The sequence below is a fragment of the Algoriphagus locisalis genome (assembly GCF_900116615.1).
GTDB classification, from domain to species: Bacteria; Bacteroidota; Bacteroidia; order Cytophagales; family Cyclobacteriaceae; genus Algoriphagus; species Algoriphagus locisalis.
In genome coordinates, this window is sequence record NZ_FPBF01000007.1 from 39,896 (window position 1) to 58,492 (window position 18,597).

Genomic DNA, 18,597 nt, shown 5'->3' on the forward strand with positions numbered 1-18,597 from the left:
AAATCAGACCAATGGCAAGAGTATTAACAGGCATTCAAAGCAGCGGCAGACCACATTTGGGAAATATCCTAGGTGCTATCGTCCCTGCGATTGAATTGATCAAAGAGAACAAGGAAGAGTCCTTCATTTTTATTGCAGACTTGCACTCACTTACCACCTCCAAAGATGGTGAAGTAAGGAAGCAAAACACTCTGGCGGTGGCTGCGGCATGGCTTGCTTTTGGGTTAGATATCGAGCATACGACCTTTTATCGACAGTCAAGAAGACCTGAAGTGGCTGAGCTGACTTGGTATATGAACTGCTTCACCCCTTTTCCTATGCTCGCAAATGCGCATAGTTTCAAAGATAAGTCGGAGCGTCTTGCTGATGTAAATGCGGGTCTCTTTACCTATCCTGTTTTGATGGCATCGGATATCTTACTGTACTCGGCTGATTTGGTTCCTGTAGGAAAAGACCAAATGCAACACCTGGAAATGACCCGGGATATCGCTTCTACCTTCAATAGAATTGTGGGTGAAGATATCCTGACCATTCCTGAGGCAAGAATCGATGAAGTGGTAAAAACCATTCCTGGCACTGACGGTCAGAAAATGAGTAAATCTTACAATAACTTCATTGATATTTTCCTTCCGGAAAAGGCGCTGAAGAAGAACATAAACAGCATCGTCACGGATAGCAAAGAACTGGAAGATCCAAAAGATCCAGACACGGATAATGTCTTCAAATTATACAGCTTAATCGCATCAGAAGAGCAAACTAAGCAGATGCGGGCTAACTACGAAGGAGGAAATTATGGTTATGGTCATGCCAAAAAAGAATTCCTTCAGCTGATTCTTGATAAGTACAGAAAAGAGCGTGAGCTGTTTGACTTCTACATGAATCACCCAGACGAAATCGAAAGAAAACTTTCCGCAGGCGAAGAAAAAGCCAAGGCAGTTGGAGCAGAATTGCTGGATAAGGTAAGAGTGAAGTTGGGGTTTAAGTAAGTTCTCTCTCCCGATAGCAGACGCGGCGTATTCTATCTCCCGCAACGGCGCAAAGGCGCAATGTTGATGTGAACCTTTGAGGTGTCATTTCGACTGAGGGACGAAGGAGAAATCTCCTCGAAGGTTTAAATTCCTTATTCCATGAATATGGCTCCGTCAACATCTGACGGAGCCATTTTTTTATAATACCGATCGTGCCTTTGGCGCTCGCCATGTAATCACTATTCTTACTTAACCCAGAATATCATTCTGGGCTTTTACTGGCCTTGCCTTTGGCAAAGAGCATTAAAACTCAATTGAAAAGTTGTGCCAACGGCACCAATAGTAAAAGCCCTGAATGCAGCGAAGCGAAATTCAGGGCTTAAACCAAATCAGAATATTTAGAGTGCCAACGGCACGATCAGTATTCCTTACGATTCAAAAACAAACCACAATAAAAACCTTTGCGGAATTCTTCGCGTCCTTTGCGACTTCGGGGTAAAAAACAAAAAACCTTCGAGGTCCTAAAGACCTCAAAGGTTAGGAAATCTATACAAACTCTTTAAATACCACCGAAGCATTATGCCCACCAAAGCCAAAGGTATTGCTCAAGGCTACCTTCACCTTTTTTTCAATTGCTGATTTGGTGACAATTTGAACTCCTTGAGGAATGGCAGGATCTAAGGTTTCAGTATTGATTGTAGGAGGGATTATTCCTTCATTGATAGCCTTCACACAGAAGATTGCTTCAATAGCCCCTGCAGCTCCTAGCAAATGTCCTGTCATAGATTTCGTCGCGGAGATATGCAACTTATCATAGTTACCATCCAGCAATCTTGAAATAGCCTTAATCTCACTCAAATCACCAGTTGGTGTAGAAGTGGCGTGGGCATTTAGGTAATCTATATCCTGCATGGTCAATCCAGATTCTTCCAATGCGAACTTCATGCACTGAGATGCACCTGCTCCTTCGGGATGAGTTGCAGTCAAATGATACGCATCGGCTGTCATAGCCGCTCCTACCACTTCTCCGTAGATTTTGGCCCCACGCTTTTTGGCATGCTCGTATTCTTCCAGAATCAAAGCCGCGGCTCCCTCTCCCATTACAAATCCATCTCTGTCCACATCAAAAGGTCTTGATGCGGAAGTCGGTTCTTCATTTCTAGTGGATAGCGCTTTCAAAGCATTGAAACCTCCCATGGCAGCTTCAGTAATCGGTGAGTCCGAACCTCCAGTGATGATCACTTTGGCTTTTCCCCACTTGATGTAATTAAAAGCATCCATGATCGCGCTATTCGAAGAAGCGCAGGCAGTCACTGGCGTATAGTTGATCCCCATAAAACCATACTTCATCGAGATTACTCCAGAAGCCATGTTCACTAGGTATTTGGGAATAAAAAATGGATTGAAGCGTGGAGTAAGGTCGTTTGCTACGAACTCCTTCATCTCCTTTTCAAAAGTATTCATTCCTCCTTGACTGGTGCCCCAGATCACTCCGGCATCAAATGGAGAATCCAATTGAGACACATCCAAACCAGCATCTTCCATAGCTTCAGCAGCTACGTATAACCCATATTGCGTGTAGAGATCAGAGCGTTTGATATCATTTCTATCAAGTCTCTGGGTAGGGTCAAAGCCTTTTAGCTCACTGGCAAACCGCGTTTTGAACTTCTCCGCATCAAAATAAGTGATCGCTCCCGCTCCGCTTTTGCCTTCTTTGGCGTTCTGCCAGTTGCTCTTTACATCATTTCCAAGAGCAGACAAAGCTCCCAAACCGGTAATAACTACTCTTCTAGAATTCATTCCTTTTAATTTTCATTGCTTCGAAAATGCCTACAAACTTTATGATGAGAGATCTTATTCGATAGGCAAAGGTAAGCGCAACTTTTACCTAAATAAACTTTACTTACATGACTGGAAAAAATCCCCCTCAAATAGAAAAACCCGGCTATTCACCAGGTTTATTCTATTTGCAACTCGATATGACAAATCCGAAATCATAAATTTGAAATCCGACATCTAATTATCTGCTTCTCCAAAGATCCTTCAGCTGTCTGCCATTGATCAGCATCACAAATCGTGCGGGATTTGGGATCAAAACAATACGTACATCTTGCTTGTCAAATTGCTCCGACTCAATCGGAACACCTTGCTGACCTCCTACCTCGTAGCTCACGACACCATTGGCATCAGGAAGCATAGGCTTGTAGGCATTGGCAATGTAGGCAGTAGGTAAAAGGATGTCCGTGTCAGACTGTAACTTCTCCTGGATTTTCTCGATTTCAGTTTCAAGTCTATCCTCATAGTTTTCATTGAAATCATCTTCCAAATCATGAAGCTCTTCTTCAAGATCATCATATCTTTCGTCGCTATAATCCATAGCGGCTAGTTGATTTCTTTTTTCTACTATTTCGGTAAGCTCTTTATCCAGCGTATCCCAATTCATTCTGTTCAGTTTTTTTGATTTGAAATGCAAAGATGGGGAATCCCTTTTTTTATGAAGAACTATTTCAAAGAAATTAACTCAGCAAGAGGATTTTTCCGTTTCGTCCCGGTTTGTTATAAGCTGCTATTGCAGCCTTTACTTCAGCAAGAGGGAAAGTTGCTTCCACCTCCACTTTGGAATCTTCATCCATCAGAAAAGCCTGCGTCTCCTTATAAAGTTTGGCTCGATCTTCATTTGAGATCCGCTGCAGAATACTACTCAGCCAGAAGCCTTCTACTGTAATCTCCTTGAAAATCATCAATCCTGTCTTAAGTGGCATAGGCTTTCCGCTCAGTACTCCGAAAACGTACATCTTTCCGAATTGCTTGATACAAGTCAATGCTTCGGCTGCCAAATCTCCTCCTACTGCATCAAATACGGCTGAAACTCCTTCTGGAACCACCTCACTGATAGCCTTTTTCAAGTCTTCTTTCTCCGTATTAATCACCAAATCAGCCCCGAGATCAGTCAAATGCTTTTTCTGCTCATCATGTCGAACGGTACAGGCAACTTTGATTCCTTTGGACTTGGCCACTTGTATGGCAAATTTCCCAAACGCAGATGCTCCCGCAGTCAGCAGTAGCCAGTCTCCGGATTTCAATTCAGATTTATTGACCATTGCTACAGCAGTCACAGGGTTGACAAAAGCCTGACAGGCCACCTCAAACGACATTTCTTCAGGCATAGTAATGACTTGCTTGGCCGGCAAAGTGATATATTCCCTCCAAGTCCCCATATTGGTTCCTTGGGCGGTAAACATCACTCGCGTGCCCACAGGCACCTTTCCATCAGCATCAGACTTACTTACTATTCCCGCTGCTTCAAAGCCCGCACTACTCGGCAAATCAGGCTGAATTCCATATCTACCGCGGATAAACATCAGGTCAGAAGGATTGATATTTCTTGCTTTGACTTGAATCTGAACCTCGTGGGGTTTTGGCTCGGGAGCAGGGGATTCTCTTACTTGAAGCACATCCTCTGGGAGCCCGGTTTTTTCAAAAATTACTTCTATCATATTCTATTGAAATTTCAGATTTGCAATTACTTCTCTTTTAACTACGATAAATCTTCATTCGTTCAGGCATACTCTTGATCTTTCTTTACCTTGAGCGCAGAAAATAGCAAAAATGACCATCACTACTATCTGCATCATTGGAGCTGGCAATCTCGGGACGAAAATTGCTTTGCAGGCAGCAATTTCTGGTTTTCAGGTGCAGGTCTATGATGTGGACCACAGCAGACTTCAACGTTCTTCTACAGAAATGAACCTCCTGATAGATCAACTGAATAAATCAGGACAAAAAACTAACGTCCCATCAGTAGAAGTGATGGAACGGGTTTATTTTACTTTTAATCTAGCGGAGGCCTTACAAGCTGCTGATGTAGTCATTGAAAGTGTGACTGAAGACGCTGGAATCAAATCTGAAGTTTGGAAAGAAATAGGGAAACTAGCCCCAGCACACACCATTTTCACAACAAACACGTCTTACCTCCTTCCTTCCCAATTTGCAGAGGTATCAGGAAGGCCGGAGAAATTTTGTGCATTTCACTTTCATGATGTGTTTCACTCCAGAGTGGTGGACATTATGCCTCATGAAGGTACCGATGCTAAAGTGATTAGCATCTTGGAGGGGCTTGGGCGAAAACTGAATCAAATACCAATTTTGGTTAAAAAAGAACATTCTGGATATATCTTCAATACACTTTTGATCGCCTGGATCGATGCAGCAGGCAGACTGCTGACAGGCGAAATAGCCGAAGTAGAAGCCATAGATAAATCTTGGATGATCAATTTCAATATGTCTGCTGGCCCATTTGGGATTTTGGACAATGTGGGTTTAGACACAGCCTGGCATATCACCAGTTCTAGAAGAAACCCTTCCTCAAGAGCTTTTGCGGCTCTTCTCAAAGCATATGTGGATCAGGGGAAATTAGGTGCCAAATCGGGCGAGGGCTTCTACAAATACCCCAACCCTAGCTATAAAAGCGTAGATTTTTTGAAATAATCAAAACATTTTCGGCTTAAATAAGATCTAGTTTTAGAAAATACCTCGTAATTGCTCCTACCCTTTAATCTCCCTTATGAATTACTTTTATTTATGTCTTACCCTTGGCATGCTGTTTTGGAACAGCGCAGAAAGTAGAGGTCAGATCTCAGCTAGTCAAAACTTGAATTTTCCTGCCTCCTTACATTCCCAAGCTGAAATTGCCCAAGTAGATTCTACTAATTACACCTTGGAAAAACTGCTTGAAAATGAAAACAATCTTGATTTTGCTACTTTAAAATATCCAATAACCGATTTAGGTTTTACAGATAAGACCTTCTGGTTGAGGTTTTCTTTGGAAAATAACTCTGAGGAAGCCCAGACTTTCTTTTTGGAAACTGCCCGCCCTATCACAGATGTGGTTCATTTATATCAATTTACTGAAGGAAAACTTATTTCAGATCAGCTGAGCGGTGATTTGGTCAGTTTTGATGATAGGCCATTTAAGCACAGAAAGCTGATCTTCCCGATTACGCTTGAACCTAATTCCTCGTCCAAATTTTACATCAAATACCAAAGTGATGGTGAAGTAATTAACCTTCCTCTTCTGTTGAATGACACCTCATCGCTGGTTAATTCTTCATTCTTCAACCAACTGATATTTGGGTTTTTCTATGGCATCCTCTGTATCGCAAGTGTGATGTACCTTTTCTTTTATTTTGGAATGAAGGAATCCAGCTTTCTTTTCTACGTAGCCTATGTAGTGTCAGTCGGACTTCTTCACTTAAATCTTGATGGGTACTTTTTCCAATACATTACTCAGGAGCAGGGCTGGTTTGCCAATCGCTCCCTGTTGATTTTCGCAACTTTGAGCTCACTGGCACTCGGGGGCTATAGCTATGTTTATATCAATGCACCGAGACTCACTACTCTCATCAAGCGTTCGTACCAAATCCTTTTCATTGCACATATTTTCTTGTTAATAGCGATTCTGACGTACACAGCAGGACAGGCTCTCTATTACCCGGCTGTCAATATTCTTGGGATTTTAACGTTGGCTTTGATCATCACGAACATTTTCAACAGTTACATTACCAAAACGCCAATTGATTTTTTCTTTACGATAGGCATTGCCTGCTTGACTTTTGGCTTCGTGCTATTCATTTTAAACAACTTTTCCCTGATTCCCAATTCTTTTTTCACAGCAAATGCTTCCAAAATCGGTACTGGAGTAGAAATCATATTCCTATCCCTTTCTATGGCAAATAGAATACGCTTGCTGAAAAGCGAAAAAGAGAAAATGCAAGAAATCGCATTGGTGCAGTCTCAGGAATCCAATGAAATAAAGTCTTATTTCCTTTCAAACATGAGCCATGAATTGCGAACTCCGCTAAACGCAATCTTGGGACTTTCCAAATCAATTATAAGCAGCACGGATGATCCCAGTATCAAAAACAACCTGGAGGTAATCCAATACTCCTCTATGTCTTTATTAAGTTCCATCAATGATATTCTTGATTATTCTAAAATCGAAAAAGGTGAGTTGAAGCTTGCTCGTGTGGACTTTGAACTCAATAAAATCATTAAAGAATTAAAAGTGGTAACCAATCAAAAATCACGGGAAAAAGGGTTGGAATTCATCTATGAAGAGCGAAATAACATAAATTCAAAACTCCTTGGGGATCCTATTCGCCTCAAGCAAATCATATCCAATGTCCTGGATAACGCGACTAAATTCACCCAAAAAGGACAGGTAAAATTAGCTATCAACACCGAAGAACTTCCAGGGAATAAGGTCAGAATCAACTTGGACATAGCCGATACCGGCGTAGGGATAGCCAAAGAAAAGCTGGATCGGGTGTTCGATTCATTCAGTCAGGAGCAGATCAATGACAAGCGGAAATATGGGGGTTTTGGAATAGGTCTATGCATCGTAAAAGCCTTAGTGAACCTTCATCAGGGTGAAATAGAAATCAATTCTGTCAAAAATAAAGGAACTCAGGTAAGCATAAAGCTGGAAATCGAAAAGTCAGAAAAGTCTCTGCAAAACCAAGAATTGATGACTCCTTCACAATCCGAGAAGCTAATGAATGGTAAGCATTTGCTAGTGGTAGAAGACAATACAGTAAACCAGCTGGTAATCAAATCTATTTTGAGGAAATGGAAAGGGGTAACCTTTGATTTTGCAAACCATGGAATAGAAGCACTGGAAGCCATGAAGACATCTGCTTATGATGTGGTGCTGATGGATCTGCAAATGCCTGAAATGGATGGATATGAAGCTACTCAAGAAATCCGTTCGGGGAACTCGGGAATGAATTCCAAGGATATTCCAATTATAGCTGTGACTGCAGATACCACCGAAAAAACGAAAAACCGGGTCTTTGCAATTGGAATGGATGCTTATATCACCAAGCCTATAGATCAGGAATTACTTTTTTCCAGTGTGGAAAAAGCGCTTTATCTGGATAAAATCAAGCTGGATATTGAGCTTTAAATTAGTTCTGTGATTCGAAAATCAACAAGGCTTTTATGGTTTTGTAGATTCCGGATTGTAATCCATAGGCAACAAATCACCCACTCGCTCCCATGCGATGTATCCTTCTACTAAAATCCCAAATGGATCTGCATAGCTCCCATTTGCGTAAATTTCCAATTCCTCTAGTTCGAGATGAATTGTAGAAACCTGATTTCCAAGCCTCCCAGGGCTGGCTCTGCCTCTGAACTCCACGCTTTCTAACTCCTCGGTGTAGGTGACATGCACGTAGTCACTGAAGCGTAGCATCACTTTGCCCTCAGCATTCTTGGTGATTAGTTCCTTTGCCGAAAAAGGACTAGAAACCAATTGATTAACAAACTTACCGGGATTGGAAGGATCAGGGACTCGGTAGAGCCTTCGTAGGACAAATCCCTGTTCTTCTGTAGTTCCTTCGTAAATTGACCTGATCAGGTGCTGTAAACTTCCTCGATATGCTTTTTCACGTTGTTGTTCGACTTTTCTCTGCTTTCTTCTAGACAAAGTTGAATCGGGTACAAAGAGTGGATATCCGGCATAAAACACATAGCCATCCTGCCTCTGATACCTAAATTCTTCTAGTAAATAGTCAAGCCGGTAGCCAAGGTTCGGATTTTCAATTCTCAGGATATCTGCTGCAGTCACTTTGAGCACGCCTGTTTCACTTTGATCATCCAGTCTCAAGATAGTTTCATCGAGAAACTTGCATTGGAGTCCATTTTCTGAAGTTCCAAGAAAATAAGCTTTGAAACTCGCCAGGTTCCTGTACCAAGCTGGATCACGGTTTACCTTGACCTCTACCAAGTCCAATTCCTCCTCACTTGGAGTTAGTAAAAACCGGTACCCCTGAGGCTTTAATTCTTCTGTAGATAAACTGAATACTAGCCCATTATATCCCAACATACGAATAATCACTTCATAGTTTCCTTCGGGAATAGACAAAGAGAATTTCCCATTTTCATCTGCAGATACACCAAAGGTGGTATTCGTGATAAAAACAGTGGCATATGGAATCTCTTCACCCGTATCAAAATCAGCCACGGTACCTTGAAAAACCAGTTGGGCAAAAGCCATATTCCCACCTAAAAACAAAAACAAGCCTAAAACAATCTTTCGAAGTATTGTAATAGGCTTGTTCATTTTATTTCTGGTAGGTAGGTTTTACTTACTTTTTCTTGGCGAATCTCCCTCCTTTTTTCTTGGGTTCAGGCTGGTTTTCTATGATATGAATCGTCTCTTCGTAAGTAAGTGTTTCGGCCTCCTTATCTTTAGGGATTTTGTAATTATTCTTACCCATCTTGATATAGGGTCCCCATCGACCATTCAATACCTGGATTTCAGGGTTTTCATCAAAGGATTTGATATGTTTTTTGGCATCAGCTTCACGCTTATCCTTGATGAGTTGGATTCCTTCTTCTTCTGTGATGCTCAGTGGATCCATTTCCTTTGGAAGGGAAACGAAATTGCCATCATGACGCACATAAGGGCCAAACCTTCCGATAGCAGCCACCATTTTTTTGTCCTCAAACATCCCGATGTCACGAGGTAATTTGAACAATTCCAGTGCATCTTCCATCGTAATATTTTCGATGAACTGGCCTTTCTTCAAGCTTGCAAACTGCTTTTCTTCATCTTCCGAGTCGCCGATCTGTACCAAAGGACCAAATTTCCCAAGTCGAGCAATCATTGGCTTCCCACTTACAGGGTGATTTCCAAGTTCACGGCTTGTATTGAGATCTTGTCTGGCGATTTGCTCAGTGTCTTCTACATTCTTATGGAAATTGCCATAGAAAGAATCCAACATATCCTGCCAAACCTGTCCACCTGCAGCGATATCATCAAATTCCTTTTCTACTCTTGCAGTAAAGCTGAAGTCAATCACATTCGGGAAATGCTCTACCAGGAAGTCATTCACCACCATTGCAATATTGGTTGGGAAAAGCTTCTGTTTCTCAGCTCCAGTATTTTCAGTTTTGGTGGCATCTTTAAATTCACCACCTTTTATGATCATTTCCACATAATCTCTAGGCGTACCATCTCTGGATTCCTTGATTACATATTCACGTCGTTGAATGGTAGAAATGGTTGGTGCATAGGTGGACGGTCGTCCGATTCCCAACTCTTCAAGTTTCTTCACTAAAGAAGCTTCTGTATATCTAGGAGAAGCTCTGGAGAAGGTCTCCCGGCCTTTCATTTCCTGAAGACTAAGAGCTTGACCGATGTTCAATGGAGGCAATAAAGCCTTTCCCTCATTGCGGTCTTCCTCTTCCGGCTCATCATCGGTGTCTTCAAGATATACTTTTAGGAATCCATCAAACTTGATGATCTCGCCCGTTGCGACTAGATTTTGCGGCTGATTTGAGATATCTACCGTGATGATCGTCTTCTCCAATTCCGCATCTGCCATCTGCGACGCGATAGCACGCTTCCAGATCAGCTCATAGAGCCGCTGTTCGTTGCGATCTCCCGATCCATGGGTATTGCCAAAGTCAGTTGGTCGGATGGCTTCGTGAGCCTCCTGAGCCCCTTCAGACTTGGTCGTGAATTTTCTTGATTTGTGGTATTTGTCACCGTATGAACTCTGGATTGCACTTTTAGCTGATGCCATCGCGTCATCCGATAGATTCACACTATCTGTTCTCATATAAGTAATCTTACCAGCTTCGTAGAGTTTCTGAGCGACAGACATAGTTTGAGCAACAGAGAAATATAGCTTTCTACTCGCTTCCTGCTGAAGTGTGGAAGTGGTAAAAGGAGCTGCTGGAGATTTTTTCCCAGGCTTTTTCTCCAGATTAGCAACTGAAAAATCAGCTTCTAGGCATTTCTTTAGGAATTCCTCAGCCTCAGCTTTCGTATCAAATTTCTTTGGAAGTTCCGCCTGGAAAGTTTTGCCTTCTACTTCGAAAATAGCGGTTATTCTATAACTTGACTTGGCTTTATGCTGTTCAATTTCTCTTTCTCTATCAACAATCAGCCTAACTGCTACAGACTGAACCCGTCCTGCGGAAAGACCTGTTTTGATTTTCTTCCAAAGAATCGGAGAAAGTTCAAAACCCACCAAACGATCCAAGATCCTGCGTGCCTGCTGGGCATTTACCAAATCTATATCTATCCCTCTTGGGTTTTCGATGGCTTTGGTGATCGCATTTTTGGTGATTTCCCTGAAGACAATTCTTCGGGTATTTTCATCCTTTAGCTTTAATACTTCCTTCAAATGCCAAGAAATCGCCTCTCCCTCGCGGTCATCATCACTCGCTAGGTAAACAGTCTCTGCATCCTTCACTAAAGCTTTGAGATTTTTGATCACATCCTTTTTATCGGCAGTGACCTCATAGGTGGGATTAAATCTATTTTTAATATCGATCGCTTTATCGCCTTTAGGAAGATCCCGAACATGACCGTAGCTGGATGCGACCTTATAGTCCTTGCCCAAGTATCCTTCTATGGTTTTGGCTTTGGCAGGTGACTCGACGATAACAAGGTTTTTTGACATAGAAAAGCAGTTTTTCTGGGCTTTCAAACCCGATAAGAAAAGCTAAAAATAGACGGCATTGTTTTCTCGTCCAAATATTTAAAATTGCGTTGCTCGGATTTGGTGGGATTTTTGATTCAAGTGCCTTATACTTTTACAGGCTTAAACCACTTATCATGAAGCAATTGTTTTTACTCAGACACGGAGAAGCAGGTTTTTCTCAAGGATCAGATTTTCAGCGCCAACTCACCAAAAAAGGCAGAGATAGCCTGGATCGTATGGGAAAAAGCTTAGAAACAACCCTGAAATCCGTGGATTTGATGTATTGCTCAGCTGCACGACGTACTGTAGAAACTGCTGAACTGATCGAAAAGTACATCCATATTAAAGACAGAATTTTCACTATGGATATTTATGAAGGCAATGTAGGCAGCATGATTTCCTTGCTGGAAAATACAGCTCCTGACGTGGAAAACTGTCTCTTTATAGGACATAATCCTACCATCAGTTTATTACTATCGCATATTAGCAATGAAAACTACATTGGATTGCAGCCCGGAATGATGGCTGTGATAGACTTGCAGGTACCGGAATGGAAGATGCTTGGCTTAGGCACTGGAACATTGAAGGAAATCATTCAATAAGCAACAATCCATTAAGGGACCATTGAAAAACCCACTTTTAGATTCTCATCAAAAAAAAGAACACAATAATTAAGTTTTTGACCCCACTCCTATTATATTCGTAAAATAATTCGGCAATCAGCGAAGTTTAACACCCAGTATTTTAAAATATGTTGTTTTTTTGAATTTTAATAAACCCTCTCGATTCGGAAAGTTTACCCGAAGCCCCGCCCAAAATACTCAAGTGGTTCCATCGCCGCGGAACCTTCAGTTACATGCTGATCAATGGCTAAAAATTAGAGTACCCTTTTAAAGAATATACATACCCAAATTACGATTACCGATTAAAGTGCTAGCATGAATATCTTCGAAAGAACCGAATATTGCCGCTTTCTTCACCCAGCCTCTGAATAGATGCAGTTCCTACGGAAGTTTAGAAGAGCAAACAGTTTTCTGAATTCTTTAGGAAAAAGAACCAAATTAAAATGCGAAAAGCCCTGAATTTTACGGTTCAGGGCTTTTTTATTGGTCTATGTATTACTTTAGAAATCAGTGGACATATCGTCCAATTTCAGTTTTTTGATCCAGATATTTCTGAAGAAAACATCATGTCCTTCTGCCTGAAGTTTCAGTCCTCCAGGTCTGTCAGTGATACCTTTTCCGCCGTCATTTCCTCCATCTAGACCAGAATTTGGTCCTCCCCAAACTTGTTGTATCTCCTTGTCTTCATGAATTTTCACACCATTTAGATAGACTGTTGCACGAGGCTTTGCTACCAATTTCCCATTTTCAAAACGTGCAGCTTTGAACACAATATCATATGCATTCCATTTGCCTATGCCATAGTATTCCTCAGAAGTAGGAATATGCTCATTAATCAATGCACCCAAGCCGTGATCACCATAATCTCCGTCTAGTATTTGCACCTCGTACCTGTTCTGCAAATACACGCCACTATTACCACCTTCGTTTTTGATAAAAAATTCTACATGAGCTCGGAAATCTTCAAATTTATCTTTGGTCACTATGTCCGCAGCGCCATATAGACCGCCAGCTGCTGCCGGATCATTACTACTAATTGCTTTGCCTCCGTCAACGGGATCCGATACTTCAGGCCATTTAATGGGATTTTCAGCACTAAATCTTGGGCCTTCCCAGTACTCCCAGTTCTTTTCTACCGATTTCTTCGAGCCGTCTAGGTATAATTTAGCTCCCTTTTCAGGCTTTACTCCTACACCAGTTTGAGCCATCGTAAGTGTGGCAGCTCCTAAAAGTGCTAGAGTGAAAACAAGTCTTTGCAAAAATTTGTGATTCATATGTAGATAGATTTGAATATATTTTTTCTCTAAATTAAATAATTGAACAAGTCTGATTGGTCAATTTGGTTAATTTTAAACAAAATCAAGCTGTTTATAAGATGAATTCAAGAATGAAACAAATGAGTTCTATGGGATTGGTTAAAATTTTTCCAGATTCTCCCCAAATCAGCTTGGGACAAACTTGATAATTCTTTGAAAAAAATTAGGAACACATGAAATCGAGCATGTCGGAAGCGACACACAGAGGGATGATTATCTCCCAGGCGAGATTCCATCCCGTATCCTTCGTCACGGGACAGGTTATGGCCTTTAAAAGACAAATTATAATCATATGAAATCAAGCATGACCATAACCGACATACAGAGGGATGTTTATAATTCATGCGAAGATTCCATGTGACCTTAAAAAAAATTATAAACACATGAAATGGGAAGGAAAAAGACGAAGCTCCAATGTGGAGGATAGACGTGGTCAACGTGCAGGAGGTATGCAAGGCGGAGGGTTTAATCCCATGCTGATCGGTCCATTGATCAAGATTCTATTCTCCAAAACTGGTCTAATCATAGTCGGAGGAATTATTGTAATATCTGTAATTACTGGCACAAACCCTCTTTCGTTCTTAGGAGATTTCATGGGCGGCGGCGGCCAAGGCTTTACTATGGAGACCAATTACACTCCTTCTGCGGAGGAAGATCGACTGGCAGCTTTCTCTGAAACCATTTTGGCAGATACCGAGGATGTCTGGAATCAGCAATTGGATAATTACCGGGAACCAACCTTGGTGCTTTTCAGTGGACAAGTTTCTTCTGCATGCGGGATGGCTTCCAGCGCAACTGGCCCATTTTATTGCCCGGGGGACGAGAAACTGTACATCGACCTGAGCTTTTTCAAAGAAATGGAAGTAAAACTGAATGCTCCGGGAGACTTTGCACAAGCGTATGTCATCGCACATGAAGTAGGGCATCACATTCAGAAAATCTCCGGAATCACTTCGGAAATGGATAAACTGCGAGGCCAGGTGAGCGAAAAAGAATACAATCAATTATCCGTTAAACTAGAGCTCCAAGCAGATTTTTTAGCAGGAGTTTGGGCGCATCACAGTCAGAAGTCTGTAGGTTGGATGGAAAAGGGTGACTTGGCTGAAGCCTTAAATGCCGCGAATGCAATCGGAGATGACCGCTTGCAAAAGCAGGCAACCGGAAGAGTGACGCCAGATTCCTTTACCCACGGCACCTCAGCTCAGCGCATGAAATGGTTTAAAAAAGGCTTTGAGACTGGCGACATCAATCAAGGCGACACCTTTAATACCAACGACTTGTAAGAAACCTTAATTTGTTTCTAGCACTTGGATTTGAGCTGGATTAATCTGATGGATGTATTGGCGAAGGATATAATAAGTCTCTGGTACTTGCGCCACAAAATCTAATTGCGAAGGAATGTCATCAGTAAGCTGGTCTTTTTCCAGAAAGGAAAATTTGCTAAGCATTCCGCTTTCAAACATGCAATAGGCGTTTTCATTAGGATTACGACCATCCAGACTGATCAAAAGCTCTTTTTGGCTCTCCTTTATTTTCTCCATAAACTCAGCCACTCTCTGATTGTATTCCTTGGGTTTCTCAGTAAAATGGCAAGCACCGTTGCAACTCATATCCTCTTCAGGTGCGCAATTCACTTTCCTAAGCCCACTTAATTTGGGACATAAACCATAGGTTTTAATCCCAGTCTTCAGGAAGGCATTCGCTTCCTCCATAGAGAAAAAAGATTCTATGGGCTTGAAAAACTTGGTAATCTTCGAAACCTGAAACCTCCCATAGCCTGAATTGTCCTCATAGTGAAACAGCCCAAATAGACGCTTTGGCATTTTCAAAGCGGAATTATACTTGGGCCATAGACGTTTGATTTCCAAGGCTTCAAATAGAAGTGCCATAAGTTCACTTCCAGTGAGTTCCCATTTTAGATCAAACACTTCAGTCTTAAGTTTTTGCTTGAGGTTAGGCAGTAACTGACCTGAAAAATGGTTTTTAAATCGTTCTTTGATATTAATCGCCTTACCGACATAAATTACTTTTCCACGCTCATCCAGCATGTAATAAACTCCACAGGCAGTTGGGATTTCTTTGAATTTGGAGTGAGGAAAATTAGGCGGAAGAAAAGCCTCTCCGGTGTTTTTCTTAAGGGATTGGTTGATGATTTGATAGTCGGACTTGATCATCCGATCAAACAAAATAGCTGTAGCCCTCGCATCTCCCATCGCCCGGTGTCTCGCTTCAATTTCGATTTTTTGGCTTTCACATAGTCTCCCCAAGCTATAAGATTTCATACCTGGATACACTTTTCTACTCAACTTTACAGTGCATAGTTTAGGTGTTTTTAGCTCCTTCCCAACTTTCAAAAACGCCTCCCGAAGGAAACCATAATCAAAACTGACATTGTGGGCTACGAAAACTCTATCGTTAAGTAATTCCCATAACTCATCCTGAATCGCCTCAAAAGTAGGCTTGTGCATCACCATGAAATTATCTATTCCAGTCAGTCCAGTAATGTAAGTTGGGATTGCCTGCTCGGGATTAAGCAGCGTCTGGTATTCTCTGATAATCGATTCCCCATCGTGAATCAAAACTGCTATTTCAGTAATTCCACCGTATTTGGGCGCGCCGCCAGTGGTTTCTATATCTACTATGGCAAATTCCATTGCCTAAAAGTAAGGATTTGAATTTTTAGATAATGATGTGGTGTCAGAGAATGACAAAGAATCAGTTCAATAACCTTTATATGATTTGAAATAGGATCCATTTACAGCCCAACCACAGACCAAAATTTCAGTTCCTTGTAGTTTTTTACCTTTTATCCCATAAATGCAACTTTGTTTCATTTGTTCTAGTTTATAATCCCGACGCCTACTACTTTTGCATTGTGAATTTAAAAACAGGACTACTTATTACGGCTTTCATCTTACTTGCTGCGTTTAGCATCCAAGCCCAGGATTGCAAGCTATCCATCAGAGGTAAAATTATCCACTTGGAAAATAACGAACCCATTGAGGCTGCTTATGTGTGGATAGTTGAGGCGGAAGAAGGCGCTGTAAGTGACCAAAATGGAAACTTCACAGTAAAAAACCTGTGTCTCGGCACTTATACGCTTACCATACAATACATCGGTCATAAAACTATAACAGATACTGTCAACTTAGAGTCAAATAACTACAGCAAAACTTATCGATTGGAAGATGAAGCGCTGGAACTTAGCGGCGTAGAAATTCACGGTCATCGGGATGCTGTACAAACTACATCTTCAGTATCTGCCCTTTATGGCGAAAATCTACTTGAATCTAGAGGTGAAAACCTGGGTGAAAGCTTAAAGAGAATTTCAGGAGTTTCTACTTTTTCTACTGGAAACAGCATAGCAAAACCAGTAATCCATGGAATGCACAGCAATCGAATCATGATCATGAACAATGGCATTCGACTGGAAGGGCAGCAATGGGGTGCAGAGCATGCACCTGAAATTGATCCTTTTCTAGCTGATGAGATCACTGTGGTAAAAGGAGCAGAAACGGTAAGATATGGCCCAGAAGCAATGGGAGGAGTCATTCTAGTCAATCCAGCCCCACTTCCCACCAATAAATTCAGGAAAACGAGTCTAAACCTGATCGGCGGAACTAATGGCAGAATGGGTAATATTAATGTGGTGCATGCGGGTGGCTCGGAAAAAATAAAAGGCTTCGGATATAGGATCCAGGGCTCTGCCAAAAGATCCGGTAACATTAAATCCCCTGACTATTTTCAGGATAATACAGGAGTCAGTGAGTTAAATTTGAGTACTTCCTTGGGATACAGCACCTCCAAACTTGGTGTGGAAGCCTATTATAGCCTATTCCATTCTGAGTTGGGAATCTTGAATGACTCCCATACGGGCAACCTATCCGATTTAGAAAATATCATTGAAAATGGCCGCCCTTTCGGAGATGGCGAGTTCACCTATGACATCGTAAATCCCAAACAACGGGTAACTCACCATTTGGCCAAGCTGAAGTCGCATTATCACATCTCTGAGAGTTGGAAAGTGAATTTCCAGTATGGTTTTCAGCTTAATCACCGACAGGAGTTTGATAAGCGAAGAGGAGACTTGAATGAGAAAGCAAGCTTGGATTTAGAGCTTTTTACAAATACCCTGGATCTCTACGTAAACCATACGCACAAGAATGAACTCAGTGGCACTTGGGGTTTGAACCTGATTCAGCAGGCAAACAGCAATGTGCCAGGTACGGGAGTTACGCCCTTGATACCTAACTACGACATGGTAAATGTAGGAATGTATGCCATGGAAAAATACTCCAAAGGGCCACTCGAAGTGGAAGCGGGAGTGAGGTTTGATTTCAGAAATGTGAATACTGCCAGATACATCAATCAAGAGCTTCAGACCGCTGATCTGAATTATCAAAATTTCTCAGCATTCCTTGGAGGTCTTTATCACATCAGTCCAGATTTGACCTTCAACTCCAATCTCGGCTCGGCCTGGAGACCACCAAATGTGAATGAATTATTCAGCGAAGGTCTGCATCATGGAGCTGCAGCAGTGGAAATTGGCGATCCTGATCTGAAGTCAGAAAAATCACTGAAATGGATCAATGAGCTTCAGTACGATGGAAACAAGACCCATCTGGAATTCACTGCTTACTTGAATCCTATTCAGGATTACATTTACCTAAATCCCACAGGTGAAACGTATGTGAGTTTGAGGGGCACTTTCAATGTGTATGAATACTTGCAGGCAAATGCATTCTTCTACGGATTTGATTTTGCTGGAAGCTATGAATTCACTGATAAGATTAGCGGGTACTTAAAAGGCGCTATCGTACAAGCAAAAAACACAGAGGAGGATAATTACCTTCCTTTTATCCCTTCAAACAGACTGGACTGGGGCGTCTCTTATGACTTTGCCAAAGCCACAGATTCGCGCACAAACAAACTAACCTTGAGTAATGTGCTGGTGGCTAAGCAAAGTAGAGAGCCTGATTTCGACATTGCACCTGCTCCCCCTGCCTATGCACTCTTCAACCTCGCTTACAATAGGCAACTAACCGTTGGAGAAAACAAGTTAAATCTTGGACTGCAAGTACAAAACTTATTCAATACCAACTACAAAGATTACATGAACCGCTTCCGATACTTCACTTACGATATGGGAAGAAATGTCCTTTTAAAAATCAATTACGAATTCTAACCGACTACT

The 18,597-nt window shown here is 41.7% G+C and carries 13 protein-coding genes; 6 read left to right on the top strand and 7 right to left on the bottom strand.

What is annotated here, in order from left to right; genetic code table 11:
• Positions 1-11: 11 nt before the first annotated feature.
• Positions 12-986: a tryptophan--tRNA ligase gene (trpS, locus tag BM386_RS18055; protein WP_091696838.1), complete on the top strand. Its 975-nt coding sequence runs from the start codon at positions 12-14 to the stop codon at positions 984-986.
• Between the two features lie 528 nt (positions 987-1,514).
• Here the strand turns inward: trpS and fabF are convergent.
• The 3 genes from fabF to BM386_RS18070 form a co-directional block, all read right to left on the bottom strand.
• Complete coding sequence (gene fabF / locus BM386_RS18060; protein WP_091696840.1) at positions 1,515-2,768, bottom strand: beta-ketoacyl-ACP synthase II; 1,254 nt, start codon at positions 2,766-2,768, stop codon at positions 1,515-1,517.
• Positions 2,769-2,988: 220 nt separating this feature from the next.
• Positions 2,989-3,411: a hypothetical protein gene (locus tag BM386_RS18065; protein ID WP_091696841.1), complete on the bottom strand. Its 423-nt coding sequence runs from the start codon at positions 3,409-3,411 to the stop codon at positions 2,989-2,991.
• Between the two features lie 73 nt (positions 3,412-3,484).
• Positions 3,485-4,465, bottom strand: coding sequence for a zinc-dependent alcohol dehydrogenase family protein (locus BM386_RS18070; protein WP_091696843.1), 981 nt, complete (start codon positions 4,463-4,465; stop codon positions 3,485-3,487).
• A 112-nt stretch (positions 4,466-4,577) separates the two neighbouring features.
• Between BM386_RS18070 and BM386_RS18075 the strand changes: the two genes are divergently transcribed.
• Positions 4,578-5,456, top strand: coding sequence for a 3-hydroxyacyl-CoA dehydrogenase (locus BM386_RS18075; RefSeq protein ID WP_091696845.1), 879 nt, complete (start codon positions 4,578-4,580; stop codon positions 5,454-5,456).
• A 76-nt stretch (positions 5,457-5,532) separates the two neighbouring features.
• Positions 5,533-7,932 carry a hybrid sensor histidine kinase/response regulator gene (locus BM386_RS18080; RefSeq protein ID WP_244545559.1) on the top strand — a complete coding sequence of 800 codons (2,400 nt, stop codon included), beginning with the start codon at positions 5,533-5,535 and terminating at the stop codon, positions 7,930-7,932.
• 33 nt (positions 7,933-7,965) lie between these two features.
• On the opposite strand, the gene BM386_RS18085 is transcribed toward BM386_RS18080, so the two are convergent.
• Both BM386_RS18085 and topA read right to left on the bottom strand, forming a co-directional pair.
• The gene (locus BM386_RS18085) at positions 7,966-9,090 is read right to left on the bottom strand and encodes a carboxypeptidase-like regulatory domain-containing protein (protein ID WP_091696848.1); all 1,125 of its coding nucleotides are present in this window, start codon (positions 9,088-9,090) and stop codon (positions 7,966-7,968) included.
• Positions 9,091-9,115: 25 nt separating this feature from the next.
• Positions 9,116-11,443: a type I DNA topoisomerase gene (gene topA, locus BM386_RS18090; RefSeq protein ID WP_091696850.1), complete on the bottom strand. Its 2,328-nt coding sequence runs from the start codon at positions 11,441-11,443 to the stop codon at positions 9,116-9,118.
• A 155-nt stretch (positions 11,444-11,598) separates the two neighbouring features.
• On the opposite strand from topA, the gene BM386_RS18095 reads away from it, so the two are divergent.
• The gene (locus tag BM386_RS18095; protein WP_091696852.1) at positions 11,599-12,066 is read left to right on the top strand and encodes a SixA phosphatase family protein; all 468 of its coding nucleotides are present in this window, start codon (positions 11,599-11,601) and stop codon (positions 12,064-12,066) included.
• 521 nt (positions 12,067-12,587) lie between these two features.
• On the opposite strand, the gene BM386_RS18100 is transcribed toward BM386_RS18095, so the two are convergent.
• Positions 12,588-13,361 (bottom strand): 3-keto-disaccharide hydrolase, encoded by a 774-nt coding sequence (locus tag BM386_RS18100; protein WP_091696853.1) that lies wholly within the window; start codon positions 13,359-13,361, stop codon positions 12,588-12,590.
• Positions 13,362-13,786: 425 nt separating this feature from the next.
• Between BM386_RS18100 and ypfJ the strand changes: the two genes are divergently transcribed.
• A complete protein-coding gene (gene ypfJ, locus BM386_RS18105; protein ID WP_091696855.1) occupies positions 13,787-14,686 on the top strand; it encodes a KPN_02809 family neutral zinc metallopeptidase in 900 nt (299 codons plus the stop codon).
• Positions 14,687-14,692: 6 nt separating this feature from the next.
• Here the strand turns inward: ypfJ and BM386_RS18110 are convergent, their stop codons facing one another.
• Positions 14,693-16,057: an exonuclease domain-containing protein gene (locus BM386_RS18110; RefSeq protein ID WP_091696856.1), complete on the bottom strand. Its 1,365-nt coding sequence runs from the start codon at positions 16,055-16,057 to the stop codon at positions 14,693-14,695.
• A 221-nt stretch (positions 16,058-16,278) separates the two neighbouring features.
• Here BM386_RS18110 and BM386_RS18115 point away from each other — a divergent pair, with 221 nt between their 5' ends.
• Positions 16,279-18,588: a TonB-dependent receptor gene (locus BM386_RS18115; protein WP_244545560.1), complete on the top strand. Its 2,310-nt coding sequence runs from the start codon at positions 16,279-16,281 to the stop codon at positions 18,586-18,588.
• Positions 18,589-18,597: the final 9 nt, after the last annotated feature.